Source organism: Nocardioides sp. (genome assembly GCF_035697785.1).
GTDB lineage: Bacteria > Actinomycetota > Actinomycetes > Propionibacteriales > Nocardioidaceae > Nocardioides_B.
In genome coordinates this window covers 1-15268 of sequence record NZ_DASSCL010000111.1, presented here as the reverse complement: position 1 = coordinate 15268, position 15268 = coordinate 1, and the positions used below count along the sequence as shown (strand labels likewise).

The following is a 15268-nucleotide window of genomic DNA, read 5'->3' as shown; positions in this document are numbered from 1 at the left end:
TCAGGCCCCGATCACGTCTGCGAACATCTGCTGGTACTTCTGCTCGGTCTTGGTGTCCAGAGCCATGAAGTCGTAGGCGTTGGCGAGGAACTCCTCGTCGGGGAAGATCAGCGGGTTGTCGGCGAGGCTCGGGTCGATGTCGGTCATAGCCTCCCGCGCCCCTTCCACCGGGGAGATGTAGTTCACCCAGGCGGCCACCTGGGCGGCGATTTCCGGCTGGTAGTAGAAGTCCATCCACGCCTCGGCGTTGGCCTTGTGGAAGCCCTGGTTGGGCACCATCATGTTGTCGCTCCAGAGGGACAGTCCCTCCTCGGGCGCGACGAACTTGATGTTGGGGTTGTCGAACTGCAGCTGGATCACGTCGCCCGACCAGGCCTCGCACGCGACCACGTTGCCCTCCACCAGGTCCTGCGCGTAGTCGTTGCCGGTGAACGCCCGGATCTGACCGGCCTGCACCGCCTCGCCGAGCCGGTCGATCGCCACGCCGAACTCGTCGTCGGTGAAGTCGCTCGGGTCGGCTCCGGTCATCAGCAGCAGGAACAGCATCGTGTCGTGCATCTCGGAGAGCAGGGTGACCTTGCCCTTGAGGTCGGACCGGGTGAGCAGCTCCTCGAAGCTGCGCACCTCGCCGGTCAGCTCGGAGTTGTAGGCCATCCCGGTGACGCCGCTCTGCCAGGGCACGGTGTACTCGCGCTCGGGGTCCCAGCTGGGGCTGCGCAGGCTCTGCGCCAGGTTGGCCTCGACGTTGGGCAGGTTCGCCTTGTCGAGGGTCTGGATCCAGCCCAGGTCGATCATCCGGGCGGCCATCCAGTCGGTCGGCATGAACATGTCCCGGCCCGTCGGCTGACAGTCGGCGAGCTGGTTGCGGACGATGCCGAAGAACTCGTTGTTGTCGTTGAAGTCGGTGGTGTACTCCACCGTGATCCCGGTCTCCTCCTGGAACGCCTCGATCGTGGGATAGACGGTCCTGCGCTGACCGCCTTCCTTCACGCGCTTCTGGTCGATGTAGAGCGGCCAGTTGGAGATCGCGAGGGTCTTCTCCGTCTCGGACTTGTCCTCGGTCTGGCAGGACTCGGTGGTCTGCCGGGCCGCCTCGGTGCCGCATGCGGAGAGCAGGGACGGCACGCCGACGGCGAGCGTGGCCAGCGACGCGCCGCGCAGGAAACCACGGCGGCTCACCCCCCGGCCGGGGCCCCGCAGCTGGGCCCGCACCAGGGCTTCGAGGGCCTGTCGTTCTTGGGACATCGGGGGGTTTCCTCCCTGGAAACTGCGGGGACTCGATGCTGTGGATACTGTCAGAGGCAACTATGACTCACAAGGGATTCGGTGGACACGTAACCTCGCCGCAACGAATTCCTATGCTTTACCACCGCGAGTTCTTTGACGCTCGCCGACGCCTGCTGACAGGATCACCGCATGGCTGCGCGAAGCGGAAAAAACGGTGGGAACGCTGTCGTGCTCGACGACGTGTCCAAGGCGATCATCGAGGAGCTCCAGCAGGACGGCCGGAGGTCCTACGCCTCCATCGGCAAGGTGGTCGGCCTGTCCGAGGCGGCGGTCCGCCAGCGGGTGCAGCGGCTGATCGAGGGCGGGGTGATGCAGGTCGTCGCGGTCACCGACCCGCTCGAGCTCGGGTTCGCGTGCCAGGCCATGATCGGGATCCGCGTGCGCGGTGAGCTGGAGCCGGTTGCCGACGCGATCGCGCAGCTCGAGGAGGTCGACTACGTCGTCATCACCGCGGGCTCCTACGACCTCCTCGTCGAGGTCGTCTGCGAGAGCGACGAGGCCCTGCTCGAGGTGCTGTCGACCAAGATCCGTCGCATGGACGAGGTGATGTCCACCGAGACGTTCATGTACCTCAAGCTCCGCAAGCAGACCTACTCCTGGGGCGTTCGCTGAGCTATCACGGACTGTCGCTCTGGCACGCGACCGCGGACGACGCCTGGACCCCGCGCGCGGCGCTGCCGGGTGACACCGACGCGGACGTCGCGATCGTCGGCGCCGGCTACACGGGCCTGTGGACGGCGTACTACCTTCTGGAGGCCGACCCCCACCTGCGCGTGGTGGTGCTCGAGGCCGAGACCGCCGGATTCGGCGCATCCGGCCGCAACGGCGGCTGGTGCTCGGCGCTCTTCCCGGCCGGCCTGGCCAAGGTGGCCGCGCAGCCCGGGTCGAGCCGGGCCGCCGCGCTCGCCCAGCACGCCGCGATGCGCGCCACCGTCGACGAGGTGCTCCGCGTCGCCGAGGCCGAGGGCATCGACGCGCGGGCCCGCAAGGGCGGCACGGTGGTCCTGGCCCGCACCCCGGCCCAGCTCCGCGCGGCCCGCGCCGAGGTGGCGGCGGCTCGCGCCTGGGGCCGCGACGAGAGCGACCTCCGCCTGCTCGATGCCCAGGCGGCCCGGGACCGGCTCGCTGCCCGGGACGTGCTCGGCGCCACCTTCACCGACGACTGCGCCGCCCTCCATCCGGCGCGGCTGGTGCGCGGACTGGCCCGGGCGGTGGAGCGGCGGGGCGGCACGATCCACGAACGGACCAGGGTGACCGCGCTGGAGCCGCACCGGGTGCGCACCGACCTCGGCACCGTCCGGGCCGACGTCGTGGTGCGCGCCACCGAGGGCTACACCCCCGGGCTCGCCGGCGAACGGCGCACGATGGCACCCGTCTACTCGCTGGTCGTGGCGACCGCCCCGCTGCCGGGTGAGACCTGGGAGCGGATCGGCCTCCGCGACCGCGAGACGTTCAGCGACCACCGACACCTGATCGTCTACGGCCAGCGCACGGCTGACGACCGCCTGGTGTTCGGCGGCCGCGGCGCGCCGTACCACTTCGGCTCCCGGACCCGGCCCGGGTTCGACCGGGTCCCGAGGGTCTTCGCGCGGCTCCGGGCGGCGGCCACCGAGATGCTGCCCGCCCTCGCCGGCGCGGAGTGGACGCACGCCTGGGGCGGCGTGCTCGGCATCCCGCGCGACTGGTGCGCCTCCGTCGGACTCGACCGGGCGACGGGGCTGGCCTGGGCCGGCGGCTACGTCGGCGACGGTGTCGGTACGTCGAACCTGGCCGGCCGGACGCTGCGGGACCTGGTCCTCGGCCGGGACAGCGAGCTGACCGCCCTGCCCTGGGTGGGTCACCGCTCCCGCCGCTGGGAGCCCGAGCCGCTGCGGTGGCTCGGCGTCAACGCGGGCCTGCGCGCCATGTCGGTCGCCGACCTCGAGGAGCGCGTCACCCGGAGACCGAGCCTGGTCGGCCGGGCGATGGCACCGCTCGTCGGCGGCCACTGAGAGTGCTGGTCTTGACCGGGAGAGGGTCTTTACCCGCAGGCTCCCGGGTTCTCGGTGCGGCGGGCACTAGCGTCGTCACGTGATCGACGAGCGGCGAATGCGCGAGCTCGTCCTGCACTTCCAGCCGACCGTCGACCTGCGCACAGAGACGATCACCGGGTTCGAGGCGCTGGCGCGCTGGCAGCACCCGACCCGCGGGCTGCTCGCCCCTCGGGAGTTCATCCCGCTCGCCGAGCGGACCGGCCTCATCGTGCCGCTCGGCGCCTGGGTGCTTCGCGAGGCCTGCCGCGCGGCGGTCGAGCTGCGGACCTCCTGGCAGCATCCGATGATGTCGGTCAACGTCGCGGCCCAGCAGGTGGCCCAGCCCGACTTCGTCGACGTCGTCGTGCACGCGCTCTACGAGTCCGGTCTCGAGCCACGGCTGCTCGCCCTGGAGATCACCGAGTCCGCACTGCTCGAGGACATGGCCGGCGCGGTGCACCGCCTGCAGGCGCTGCGCGACCTGGGTGTGCACATCGCCATCGACGACTTCGGCACCGGCTACAGCTCGCTCGCCTACCTCTCGCGGCTGCCCGTCGACATCCTCAAGGTCGACAAGATCTTCGTGGACCGTCTCGGCGAGGCGCCGCGGGAGACCACCGTCACCGAGGCGATCTTCGCGATGAGCCGCACCCTCCGGTTGACCAGCGTCGCCGAGGGCGTCGAGCAGCCGGAGCAGGCCGCCTGGCTGGAGAGCGCCGCGTGCACGCTTGGCCAGGGCTACCTGTGGTCACGTCCGGTCGACCTCGGTCGCGCGCACGACCTGCTCCGCACCGGCGTGCCCCGGCAGCGCACCGCGCCCTGATCAGGGTTCGCGACGCAGTGTCGGTCGCAACGTGTCGAGGACACCCGGATCCTCGATCGTCGACGGCACGGCCGGTTCTTTGCCGTCGGCGATCTCCCGCATGGTCTTGCGCAGGATCTTCCCGGAACGGGTCTTGGGAAGCCCCCCGACCACGGTGACGTCGCGGAACGCCGCCACCGCCCCGATCTCCTCGCGCACCCGGGCCACGAGCTCCCGGCCGATGTCGTCGGGGTCGTCGGTGACACCCGCCTTGAGCACCACGAAGCCGCGCGGCAGCTGCCCCTTGAGCGGGTCGGCCACGCCGATCACCGCGCACTCCGCGACGGCGGGGTGGGCCGCGATCACGGCCTCCATCGAGCCGGTGCTGAGCCGGTGCCCGGCCACGTTGATGACGTCGTCGGTGCGGCCCATCACGAACAGGTAGCCGTCGTCGTCGAGGTAGCCGCCGTCGCCGGAGAGGTAGTAGCCGTCGAAGGTCGACAGGTAGGACGCGACGTACCGGTCGTCGTCACCCCACAGGGTGGGCAGCGTGCCCGGCGGCAGCGGCAGCCGCAGGCAGATGGCGCCCTCCGTGCCGGGCGGCACCGGTTCCCCGTGCTCGTCGAGGATCTCCACGGCGTAGCCGGGCACCGGCACCGTCGGCGAGCCGGGCTTGATCGGCATCGGGGCGAGCCCGCGCAGGTTGGCCGCGATCGGCCAGCCGGTCTCGGTCTGCCACCAGTTGTCGACGACCGGGACGCCGAGCGCCTCGGTGGCCCAGGTGTAAGTGTCCGGGTCCAGCCGCTCCCCGGCGAGGAACAGCGTCCGGAAGTGCGAGAGGTCGTGCTCGGCCAGCCGCTCGGCCCCGGGGTCCTCCTTCTTGATCGCCCGGATCGCGGTCGGGGCGGTGAACAGCGCCTCGACGCCGTGCTCGGCGACCACCCGCCAGAAGGCGCCGGCGTCGGGCGTGCCGACCGGCTTGCCCTCGTAGAGCACGGTGGTCGCGCCGCAGATCAGGGGTGCGTAGACGATGTAGGAGTGGCCGACCACCCAGCCGACGTCGGAGGCGGCCCACCAGACCTGGCCCGCGTGCACGTCGTAGATGTTGGGCAGCGACCAGGCCATCGCGACGGCGTGCCCGCCGTTGTCGCGGACGATGCCCTTCGGCTTGCCGGTGGTGCCGGAGGTGTAGAGCACGTAGAGCGGGTCGGTGGCCGCGACCTCGACGCACTCCGCGGGGGCGGTCCGGCCGGCCCGCATCACCAGGTCCCAGTCGTGGTCGCGGCCCTCGACCATCGTGGCCTCGACCTGGGGGCGCTGCTTGACCACGACCGCGTCGGGTGCGTGGTCGGCGAGGTCGAGCGCACGGTCGACCATCGGCTTGTACTCGACGAGCCGGGTGGGCTCGATGCCGCAGGACGCCGTGACCACCACCTTGGGCCGCGCATCGTCGATGCGGACCGCGAGTTCGTGCGGTGCGAAGCCGCCGAAGACCACGGAGTGCACGGCGCCGATGCGCGCGCAGGCCAGCATCGCGATGACCGCCTCCGGGATCATCGGCAGGTAGATGACGACCCGGTCCCCCTTCTCGACCCCGAACCCGCGCAGCGCACCGGCGAAGGTGGCCACCTGCTCCACCAGCTCCGCGTAGGTGAAGGTCTGCTTCGCGCCCGTCACCGGGCTGTCGTAGACCAGTGCGGTCCGGTCGCCGTGACCTGCCACCACGTGCCGGTCCAGGGCGTTGTAGCAGGTGTTGAGGGTGCCGTCGGGATACCACCGGTGGAACGGCGGCCGGTCCGAGTCGAGCGCCCGGGTCGGCTTGCGGATCCAGTCGACCAGCGTCGTCTGCTCCCCCCAGAAGCCCTCGGGGTCCTCGATGCTCCTCCGGTGCAGCGCTTCGTAGTCGGCCATGCGGTCCTTTCTAGCGCAGACCGTTGCCCTGCGTGCCGGCCGGCTTCCGACCGGTGAACAACCACGCTTCGAAGAAGCCGTCGAGGCGCTCGCCGCTGACCCGCTCGGCCAGCCGCTCGAACTGACCGATCCGCCCGTTGCCCGCACCGCGCTTGGCGACCCAGGTCCGCAGGACCTGCTTGAAGTCGGAGCCGCCGATCCGCTGGCGCAGCGCCTGCACGGTCATCGCCCCGCGGTCGTAGACGGCGAAGTCGAAGAGGCTGTGCCGGCCGGGGTTGCCGATGCGCACGTCCCAGAAGTCGTCGTCCGCGGGGTAGGTGTCGTAGCGCGCCTGCAGCGTCTCCGCGGCGGACCGGCCGCCGTGCGCCTCGTCGTACTTCCACTCGAACCACGACGCGAAGCCCTCGTTGAGCCAGATGTCGCGCCACCGGTCGACAGCGACGTGGTCGCCGAACCACTGATGGGCGAGCTCGTGGACCAGGATGCTGCGCGCGAAGCGGCCGTTGCCGAGGAAGGGGTACGTCGGGCGGGTCTGGTTCTCCAGCGCGAAGCCGGCGGCCAGGGACGTGGTGACCCCGCCGGTCGACGAGAACGGGTAGCCGCCCAGCTGGGTCTCGAGCCAGCGCACGACGTCGGGACTGCGGCGCATCAGCTCCATGGCGCGTCCCCTGTTGCCGGGCTCGAGCCCCATCGAGACCGCGTTGAAGTACGGCAGCCCGCGGCGCACACCGCTTTCGTACTCGAACCTGCCGGCGGCGAAGAACGCGAGGTACGGCGCCATCGGCTCCGCGGCCCGCCAGCGCCAGGTGTCCCAACCGGGCTCCGAGGTGGTGCCGAGGAACGTGCCGTTGCTGATCGCCTGCTGTCCGGTCGGCACCGATACGGCGATGTCGAAGGTGGCCTTGTCGCGCGGATGGTCGTTGGCGGGGAACCACCACGGCGCGATCTGCGGCTCGTTGGTGGCCATCGCCTCGGCCGTGGAGGAGACCCAGGGCCGGTTGCCGCGATGGGTGATGTCGCCTGGGCGACCGTTGTAGTCCACCGTCACGGTGAACTGTGCGCCCTTGGCGAGCGGCGCGGCCGGCGTGACCACGAGCTCGTGGTCACCGGAGACGAACGCGACCGGTGCGCCGTCGACGCGGACCGCGGTGGCGTCGAGCACCAGGTCGAGGTTGAACCTGGACAGCTGCTGGGTGGCCGTCGCGGTGACCGTGGTCGAGCCGGTCAGGGCACCGGTCGCGACGGCGTAGCGGACGTCGACGGCGTAGTGCCGCACGTCGTACCCGCCGTTGCCGTCCGTCGGGAAGTAGGAGTCCCCGATGCCGGCCGCCCCCGGGGCGGCTGCCGACCGCTCGGCCTCGACGGCGGCACCCGAGGTGGTGAGGGACCCGAGAGCCACGGCCGCGGCCGTCGCGACGACGGCAAGCCGTCGGGAGGCCCGGCGAGTGGCATGGACGAACACGGGACCCCCCAAGTCGAGATGACGACGCTTCGAGTCTATGCGGCGGCGGGCCGTCCCGGCTCCGCACCGGAAAACCGGTTGCGGTCCGGCCCGGGCGTCCATCACCCTGAGTCGACTGACCGGTGGGCCACTCCGTGCGTGGAGCCGTCCGGAGCGAGAGGAGGCGTCGATGCGTGTCGTTGTCGTTCGCATGCCCGCGACCTCCCTTCTCTCTCACTCCTGGAGACACCACACCGATGTCCTCGTCTCGTGCACGAACCCGCCCGTCTGACCTGACCGGCCACCAGCAGCACCCCAACGCCATCCCCTACATCGAAGCGCCCGTCGACCTCAGCGACGTCGATCCCCGCTTCGTCTTCGACTTCGAGTCCTACGACGACCCGGACGACGGCCAGCGCTGGACCACGTGGTTCAGCGTCGAGCCGCTGTGCCGTGGCCCCGAGCCGCGCCCGGACTGGGTGGTCACGTCCCAGGCCGCCGTGGACACCGAGCTCGGCATCCTCAAGACCGGCAAGGAGGCCGACGTCTTCCTGCTGGAGCGCGCGGTGCCCGACGACCCGTCGCAGCGCGTCGTCATGGCGGCGAAGCGCTACCGGACCGAGGAGCACAGAACCTTCCACCGCAGCTCCTCCTACACCGAGGGCCGGCGCACCCGCCGGTCCCGAGACGCGCGGGCCTTGGCCAAGAAGACCGCCCATGGCCGCGCGGTCGCCGCTGGCCAGTGGGCATGGGCGGAGTGGGAGGCGCTCAAGCGGTTCTGGGAGGCCGGCGTGCCGGTCCCCTACCCGGTGCAGATCGACGGGACCGAGATCCTGATGGAGTTCGTGCACGTCGACGGCGAGGCCGCGCCCCGGCTCGCGCAGACCCGTCCGCACGGCGACCTGCTGCGGTCGTACTTCGAGCAGCTGCGCGACGCGATGGCGGAGCTGGCCCGGCACGGCGTGGCGCACGGCGACCTCTCGCCGTACAACGTCCTGGCCGCCGGCGACCGGCTCGTCATCATCGATCTCCCGCAGGCCGTCGACATCGTCGCCAACCCCGCCGGCATGGACTTCCTGATGCGCGACTGCGTCAACGTCTGCACCTGGTTCCGCGCCCGCGGCCTCGACCCCGACGTCGCCGACGAGCACGCCCTGTACGGAGAGCTCCTCGCCGCCGCCTTCTGACGGCCCAGCACCCCTCAGGTCAGTCGGCGCGAGGAGTCAGAGAATCAGCCTCGTGGCCGGTGTGTCGCTGCACGAGTGACCCCTCACCCGCGTGGGTAGGTTGCGTCCGTGCCCGAGCGACGTGCCGCCCACCGCGAGATCGAGAGCCTCGACGAGCTCGACCGGCTGGTCGCCGCCGGGGCGACCTCGATGCGGCACTGGCGACTGCAGTCGGTCGACCTGCGTGGCCGCGGCGACGTGCTGCGTCGCCTCGACCCGCGCGGCGCGCTGCTGCTGGGCTGCCTGCTCGACCCGGACACCGAGGACCACCTCCGCAGGCACGGCGCCCTGGTGTTCCCGCGTGTCCCCGACGTGCCCGTCGACCCCTATCGGGCGGCGCTGTACACCCCCGAGGAGCTGTACGCCGGGCTCGCTGGCGGCTACGACGCGACCCCCGACGCGCGGGCGTACGTCTGGCACCGCGGCAGCGTCGACCTGACCGACCGGCTCGCCCAGGCGCTCCACGACCACGCGATCGACGACGCCCTCGCGGAGTACGCCGAGTCGCGGCGGCTGGTCGGGGTGATGGGCGGTCACGCGATCGAGCGCGGCGCCGCGGACTACGTGGCCGCGGCCCGGCTCGGCCGCGACCTCGGCCGGGCCGGACTGACGGTGGCGACGGGCGGCGGCCCCGGCGCGATGGAGGCGGCCAACCTCGGCGGCTACCTCGCCGGACAGGACGACGACGTCCTGGACGAGGCGCTGACCATGCTCACCGCCGTCCCGTCGTACCGGCAGTCCGTCGGCGCCTGGGCCGAGGCCGCGCTCGCCGTACGACGGCGCTGGGAAGGGGAGGAGTCGCTGGGAGTGCCCACCTGGTTCTACGGGCACGAGCCGCCGAACCCGATGGCCTCCCACATCGCGAAGTACTTCAAGAACGCGATCCGCGAGGACATCCTGCTGCACGTCTGCGGCGCCGGCATCGTGTTCCTGCCCGGCCGCGCCGGCACCGTGCAGGAGGTGTTCCAGGACGCCTGCGAGAACTACTACGCCGACGACCGCGAGCTGGCCACGATGGTGCTCGTCGGCGTCGAGCACTGGACCCGCGAGCTTCCGGCGTGGCCGCTGCTCGAGTCCCTGGCCCGCGACCGGGCGATGTCCGGGCGGGTCCATCTCGTCGACTCGGTCGAGGAAGCGGTCGACCTGGTCAGTCCCGCCTGAACGCCACGACCCGGAAGACGGGGTCGCCCCCGGAGCTCGAGCCCCACTCGCTGCGACCGCTGAAGGCTGACTGCCCGACCGCCGTGAGCCGCGCGCGACCGGCCACGGCAAGCACGCGATCCCGGGCGTCGGCCTCGGCAGCCTCGCGCCCGTGCGCCAGCGGCTTGTCGACGGTGGTGACGAGATGACCCCCGGGCCTCAGCACACGCGCCGCCTCGGCGACGACCGCGTCCGCCTGGTCGACCGGCAGCAGGTGCAGGACCCAGATCGCCGTCACCAAGTCGACCGAGCTCGCGGCGACGGGCAGCCGGTCGGCACGACCGGCGGCGACGCGGCCGGGTAGCCGACCTGCGGCGAGCCGGAGCATGCCGACCGAGAGGTCCACCACGAGCACGTCGCGACCCTGGGCGGCCAGCTCGGCGGAGACGATGCCGGTGCCCCCGCCCACGTCGAGCGTGCGGCCCGCCGTGGGCACGAGGGCGGCGACGGCGTCGGCGGCACGCCGCGCCCGGTCGAGGCCACCGCGCGAGTCGTCGTACCGGGTCGCCTCCCGGTCGTAGTAGCCGGCCGTCACCGGGGCTCAGTCGTCGTGAGCTGCGAGCTGGCCGCAGGCGCCGTCGATCTCGCTGCCGCGGGTGTCGCGGACGGTGGTGGGCACGCCCTTCGCCTCGAGCCGGCGCACGAACTCGCGCTCGTCCTCCCGCCGCGACGCGGTCCACTTCGACCCGGGCGTGGGGTTCAGCGGGATCAGGTTGACGTGCACCCAGCCCCAGTCGCCGTACGACGTGAGCACGTCGCCGAGCAGGTCGGCCCGCCAGGCCTGGTCGTTGATGTCGCGCATCATGGCGTACTCGATGGAGACCCGGCGCTTGGTCTTGTGGGCGTAGTTCCAGGCCGCCCCGACCGCCTCGTGCACGGTCCACCGGGTGTTGATCGGCACCAGCTCGTTGCGCAGCTCGTCGTCGGGTGCGTGCAGCGACAGCGCCAGCGTGACCGGGATGCCCTCCTCGGCGAGCTGGAGCATCCGGGGGACGAGGCCGACCGTCGAGACGGTGATCCCGCGCGCGGACATGCCGAGCCCGTCGGGCGCCTTGTCGGTCATCCGTCGTACGGCGCCGATCACGGCCTTGTAGTTGGCCATCGGCTCGCCCATGCCCATGAAGACCACGTTGTTGACCCGGCCCGGGCCGCCCGGCACCTCGTCACGTGCGAGCGAGCGGGCACCGGCCACCACCTGCTCGACGATCTCGGCCGTGGACATGTTGCGCTGCAGGCCGCCCTGCCCCGTCGCGCAGAACGGGCAGGCCATCCCGCAGCCCGCCTGGGACGACACGCACATGGTCACCCGGTCGGGGTAGCGCATCAGCACCGACTCCACGAGCGCCCCGTCGAAGAGCCGCCAGAGCGTCTTGCGGGTGGTGCCCTTGTCGGCCTCGAGCGTGCGCAGCGGCGTCATCAGGTCCGGCAGCAGCCCCGCGACGAGCTGCTCGCGCTCCGCGGCCGGGAGGTCCGTCATCTGCGCGGGGTCGTCGACCAGCCGCGAGAAGTAGTGGGTCGAGAGCTGCTTCGCGCGGAACCCGGGCAGGCCCAGCGTGGCGACGAGCTCCTTGCGCTCGGCGGCGGTGAGGTCGGCGAGGTGGCGCGGAGGCTTCTTGCGGCCGCGCGGCTCGTCGAAGACGAGCGGAAGGGTCTTCACGGGTTCGGACATGCCTGCCCAGTGTCCCATCCGAGCGGCGGTCCGCCCCAATCCGGGCGGCTGCGCTAGTCGGTGAGCACGTCGAGCAGCAGACGGTTGACCTCGTCGGGGCGCTCCAGCCAGCACAGGTGCCCGCTGCCGGTCCTCGTGACGACCTCGGCCTGCGGGATCCTTCGCCGGATCAGCTCGGCGTTGGCGTAGGGCACGACGCGGTCCTCGGTCCCGTGCACGACCCAGGTGGGGACGTCGATCTCGCCTTCCGGTACGCCGACCTTCAGGAACCGTTCGCAGGCGTCCCACTGTGCCTTCCAGCACTCCGGCGGGGTGGGGTGCTCCAGCCTCGCGGCCAGCAGGCGCTCGAAGTCGTCCGGGTGCGCCTCGACCCAGCCCGGAGCGAGCGACAACGGCATCGTCGCCCGCGCGAACTCCGGTGCGGGGAGGTCAGCGTTCGCGGCCCAGGCGGCCAGCGTGGTCTCCGGCACTCCCACCGAACCCGGGCCGCCGGTCAGCGTGGACACCAGCACCAGCCGCTCGACCAGGTCGGGCCGGCGGACGGCGAGCGTCATGGCGATGTAGCCGCCCATCGAGGCGCCCACGACGACGGCACCCGCGCCGGCATCCTCGATCACCGCGGCGACGTCGTCGGCCATCTGCTCGATGGAGTACGGCGCCGGCGGCTTGTCGGACCGGCCGGTGCCGCGGTTGTCCATCACGACCGCCCGCGCCACCTCGGCCACCGCTGCCGCCTGGGGCGCCCAGGCCCACGCGGCGTAGCCGAGCCCCTGGACCAGGACCACCGGACGCCCGGTGCCCGAGGTCTCCACGTGGATCCCGACCCCGTCGGCGGCGCGGACGACGTGGCTGCGCGGTCGCTCCATCAGCCGGCCGAGACCACCTCGGCGAGCAGCCTGGCCACCTCGTCGGGACGCTCGATGATCGCGCCGTGCCCGACCCCGTCGAGCCGGATCTCGCGGAACGTCCCGCCCGCCGCGGCGTACCGCTCGAGCATCGCCCGGGTCTGGCCGACCTGAGGCTGCGCGGGGAAGGCGTCGGCGCCCGGCCAGCCCGGCACCGCGCCCATCTCGCCGAGCACCCCGAAGTCGAACGACGAGGTGTCGCTGACCACCGGGTCGTCGGATCCCCAGATCCAGAGCACCGGCGGCTTGGGCTCGATCTCGGCGAAGCCGGAGGTGTTGCAGTACTTCGGCGACATCGCGTTCTGGCCGCCCCGGTCGCCCGGGGCGATCCCGGGCCAGTTGTCGGTCGTCGTGACCGTGCCGGGGTAGTTGTCGTCCCCCGAACGTGTCTTGAGGAACTCGTCGAGCAGCATCTCCTCGTCGGCGTCCGGGGCGTTCGCTCCGTCGTAGAAGAACGTCCGCATGACCACCCGCGGGCTGGAGGCCGGGTCGTCCTCGGAGCGGTCGCCGGCGGCGACCCGGCGGGAGAAGTCCGGGTTCACCGCACCCCCGCCGCTGCCGGCGAAGTCGTCCCACACCGGGGTGCCGTCCGGGCCGCGCGTGCCGCCGAAGCCGTACGGCGAGACGGGCGCGAGCAGCGTGACCGAGGCCAGGTCGTCGGCATGGTCGATCGCGTACTGCTCGACGACGCCGCCGCCGAGCGACCAGCCGGCGACGTGCACCCGCCCCTGACCGGCCCAGCCGAGGGCCTGCACCAGCGACGCGACGTCGTCGCTCCAGTCGCGCAGCCCACGAGTCGCGTCGACCGGCAGCGGCTCGGTCCCGCCGAAGCCGCGCAGGTCCGGCGCGACCACGCGGACCCCTTCGGGCAGCCGCTGCGCGACCGCCTCGAACCAGCGGCCCGACACCAGGTTGCCGTGCACCAGCAGGACGGGCGTGCCGTCCTCGGGACCGCCCACCCAGCAGTTGGTCCGGATCCGGTCGGTCTGCACGGTCGTGGCCTGCAGGGTGGGCATGGCACTCCTCGGGGTGGGCTGCGACGAGGGTACTGCGGGGAATCGGAGGGCCTTGGCCTCAGAAGACGAGGTAGTGCAGCAGCAGGTACGTCGGAGCGGCGGTGGCGAGCAGCGAGTCGAGCCTGTCCATCAGCCCCCCGTGGCCCGGGATGATCTGGCTCATGTCCTTGATGCCCAGGTCGCGCTTGATCACCGACTCGCACAGGTCGCCGAGGGTCGCGGCCACGACGGTGGTGAGGCCGAGCACGACGCCGACCCACCAGTCACCCTCGAGCAGGTACACCACGGTGGCCCAGCCGACCGCCACGCAGGCCACGGCCGAGCCCGCGAACCCCTCCCACGACTTCTTCGGCGAGATCACCGGGGCCATCGGGTGCCGGCCGAGGAGGACGCCCGCGGCGTACCCGCCGATGTCGGAGGCGATAGTCACCAGGATGAACGTGACGATGGCCAGCTCGCCGTCGGGCTCGGCGAGCATGAGGGCGACGAAACCGCCCAGGAACGGCACGTAGAACACCGTGAACGCCGTGGCGGTGACGTCGCGGACGTAGCCGGCCACTCCCCCACGCAGCCGCAGCAGCATCGCGGTCAGCACGGTGACCGCCGTCGCCGTACCCAACGCAGGTGCACCGAAGACGTACGCCGTCAGGACCATGATCGCTCCGCCGGCCATCGCCACCTCGCGGACCAGCTGGATCTCGCGGGTGGCGAACGCCTGGCCGAGCTCCCAGACGGCCACCACGACGGCGGCCACCACGATGACCATGAACCCGGCCTTCCAGAAGAAGAGCGAGGTCCCGATCGCGGCCAGCAGCACGATCGCCGAGGCGATCGCGGCGGGCAGGTTGCGGCCGGCGCGGCTGGTCTTCTTCGCGGGCGCGGCGCCGTCGGGCACAGGCGTCGCCGCCCCGGCGACCGGGTTGTTGTCGGGCGTGGTCATCGGTGTTCTCGGGTCGGACCTGTCAGACCTCGAGCAGCTCGGCTTCCTTGTGCTTGAGCATCTCGTCGATCTCGTCGACGTGCTTCTTGGTGATGCCGTCGAGACGCTTCTCGGCCCCGGTCACGTCGTCCTTGCCGACCTCGCCGTCCTTCTCGAGCTTCTCGAGGGTCTGCTTGGCGTGCCGGCGGATGTTGCGCACGGAGATGCGGCCGTCCTCGGCCTTCGTCTTCGCCATCTTGATGTAGTCCTTGCGGCGCTCCTCCGTGAGCTCCGGCAGCACGACGCGGATCGTCTTGCCGTCGTCGGTGGGGTTGACGCCGAGGTCGCTGTCGCGGATCGCCTTCTCGATGGCGGACAGCGAGCCGATGTCGTACGGCGCCACGATGATCACGCGCGCCTCGGGGGCGGTGAAGGAGGCGAGCTGCTGCAGCGGGGTGGGAGTGCCGTAGTAGTCGGCGGTGAGCTTGTGGAACATCGACGGGTTCGCGCGCCCGGTGCGGATGGCCGCGAAGTCCTCACGGGTCACCTCGACCGCCTTGTTCATCTTGGCGTCGGCCTCGTTGAGGGTGTCCTTGATCACGGCTGCTCCTAGGTCGGTGTCGTGCGGCGACGGCGGCGGATGTCCTCAGACGTCCCGCGCGACCGTCGTACCGATCTTCTCACCTGCGACGACGCGGGCGATGTTGCCCTCCTCGGACAGGTTGAAGACGATCATGTCGATGTCGTTGTCGCGGCACAGGCTGATCGACGTCGCGTCGGCGACCTTGAGGCCGCGGGTGAGGAACTCGTCGTAGCTGATGCTGTCGAACTTGACCGCGTCGGGGTTGAAGTTGGGGTCGGAGTCGTAGACGCCGTCGAC

General features: G+C 71.6%; 14 protein-coding genes and 1 pseudogene. 5 read left to right on the top strand and 10 right to left on the bottom strand.

The genetic code is table 11. The features are described from left to right. Complete coding sequence (locus tag VFH10_RS11590; RefSeq protein WP_325128637.1) at positions 1 to 1245, bottom strand: spermidine/putrescine ABC transporter substrate-binding protein; 1245 nt, start codon at positions 1243 to 1245, stop codon at positions 1 to 3. A gap of 171 nt (positions 1246 to 1416) precedes the next feature. Between VFH10_RS11590 and VFH10_RS11585 the strand changes: the two genes are divergently transcribed. The 3 genes from VFH10_RS11585 to VFH10_RS11575 all read left to right on the top strand — a co-directional run bounded on the left by VFH10_RS11585 (position 1417) and on the right by VFH10_RS11575 (position 4122). Continuing rightward, a complete protein-coding gene (locus VFH10_RS11585; RefSeq protein ID WP_325128635.1) occupies positions 1417 to 1899 on the top strand; it encodes an Lrp/AsnC family transcriptional regulator in 483 nt (160 codons plus the stop codon). Continuing rightward, positions 1884 to 3278: an FAD-binding oxidoreductase gene (locus tag VFH10_RS11580; protein WP_325128668.1), complete on the top strand. Its 1395-nt coding sequence runs from the start codon at positions 1884 to 1886 to the stop codon at positions 3276 to 3278. The genes VFH10_RS11585 and VFH10_RS11580 overlap by 16 nt, the downstream gene beginning before the upstream one ends. 79 nt (positions 3279 to 3357) lie before the next feature. Next, positions 3358 to 4122: an EAL domain-containing protein gene (locus VFH10_RS11575; protein WP_325128633.1), complete on the top strand. Its 765-nt coding sequence runs from the start codon at positions 3358 to 3360 to the stop codon at positions 4120 to 4122. Here VFH10_RS11575 and VFH10_RS11570 read toward each other — a convergent pair whose 3' ends face one another. Then, complete coding sequence (locus VFH10_RS11570) at positions 4123 to 6012, bottom strand: propionyl-CoA synthetase (RefSeq protein WP_325128631.1); 1890 nt, start codon at positions 6010 to 6012, stop codon at positions 4123 to 4125. A 10-nt stretch (positions 6013 to 6022) separates the two neighbouring features. Further along, positions 6023 to 7411, bottom strand: coding sequence for a M1 family metallopeptidase (locus VFH10_RS11565; RefSeq protein WP_325128629.1), 1389 nt, complete (start codon positions 7409 to 7411; stop codon positions 6023 to 6025). A gap of 299 nt (positions 7412 to 7710) precedes the next feature. Here VFH10_RS11565 and VFH10_RS11560 point away from each other — a divergent pair, with 299 nt between their 5' ends. Both VFH10_RS11560 and VFH10_RS11555 read left to right on the top strand, forming a co-directional pair. Beyond that, the gene (locus tag VFH10_RS11560) at positions 7711 to 8640 is read left to right on the top strand and encodes a serine protein kinase RIO (RefSeq protein ID WP_325128626.1); all 930 of its coding nucleotides are present in this window, start codon (positions 7711 to 7713) and stop codon (positions 8638 to 8640) included. 108 nt (positions 8641 to 8748) lie between these two features. Then, positions 8749 to 9840 carry a Rossmann fold nucleotide-binding protein gene (locus VFH10_RS11555; RefSeq protein WP_325128624.1) on the top strand — a complete coding sequence of 364 codons (1092 nt, stop codon included), beginning with the start codon at positions 8749 to 8751 and terminating at the stop codon, positions 9838 to 9840. On the opposite strand, the gene VFH10_RS11550 is transcribed toward VFH10_RS11555, so the two are convergent. The 7 genes and pseudogenes from VFH10_RS11550 to pyrH form a co-directional block, all read right to left on the bottom strand. After that, positions 9827 to 10414: a class I SAM-dependent methyltransferase gene (locus VFH10_RS11550; protein WP_325128622.1), complete on the bottom strand. Its 588-nt coding sequence runs from the start codon at positions 10412 to 10414 to the stop codon at positions 9827 to 9829. The genes VFH10_RS11555 and VFH10_RS11550 overlap by 14 nt on opposite strands. 6 nt (positions 10415 to 10420) lie before the next feature. Next, the gene (gene rlmN / locus VFH10_RS11545; RefSeq protein ID WP_325128620.1) at positions 10421 to 11548 is read right to left on the bottom strand and encodes a 23S rRNA (adenine(2503)-C(2))-methyltransferase RlmN; all 1128 of its coding nucleotides are present in this window, start codon (positions 11546 to 11548) and stop codon (positions 10421 to 10423) included. 53 nt (positions 11549 to 11601) lie between these two features. Next, entirely contained in the window at positions 11602 to 12414 is an 813-nt protein-coding gene (locus VFH10_RS11540) for an alpha/beta hydrolase (RefSeq protein ID WP_325128618.1), read from the bottom strand. Continuing rightward, on the bottom strand, positions 12414 to 13469 hold the full coding sequence (locus VFH10_RS11535; protein WP_325128616.1) for an alpha/beta hydrolase: 1056 nt from the start codon (positions 13467 to 13469) through the stop codon (positions 12414 to 12416). Before VFH10_RS11535 ends, VFH10_RS11540 begins: the two co-directional genes overlap by 1 nt. A 58-nt stretch (positions 13470 to 13527) precedes the next feature. Next, the gene (locus VFH10_RS11530; RefSeq protein WP_325128614.1) at positions 13528 to 14409 is read right to left on the bottom strand and encodes a phosphatidate cytidylyltransferase; all 882 of its coding nucleotides are present in this window, start codon (positions 14407 to 14409) and stop codon (positions 13528 to 13530) included. Positions 14410 to 14431: 22 nt separating this feature from the next. Then, entirely contained in the window at positions 14432 to 14986 is a 555-nt protein-coding gene (gene frr / locus VFH10_RS11525; RefSeq protein ID WP_325128666.1) for a ribosome recycling factor, read from the bottom strand. 48 nt (positions 14987 to 15034) lie between these two features. Further along, positions 15035 to 15268 (bottom strand): annotated as a pseudogene (gene pyrH / locus VFH10_RS11520) (UMP kinase); the annotation flags it as partial.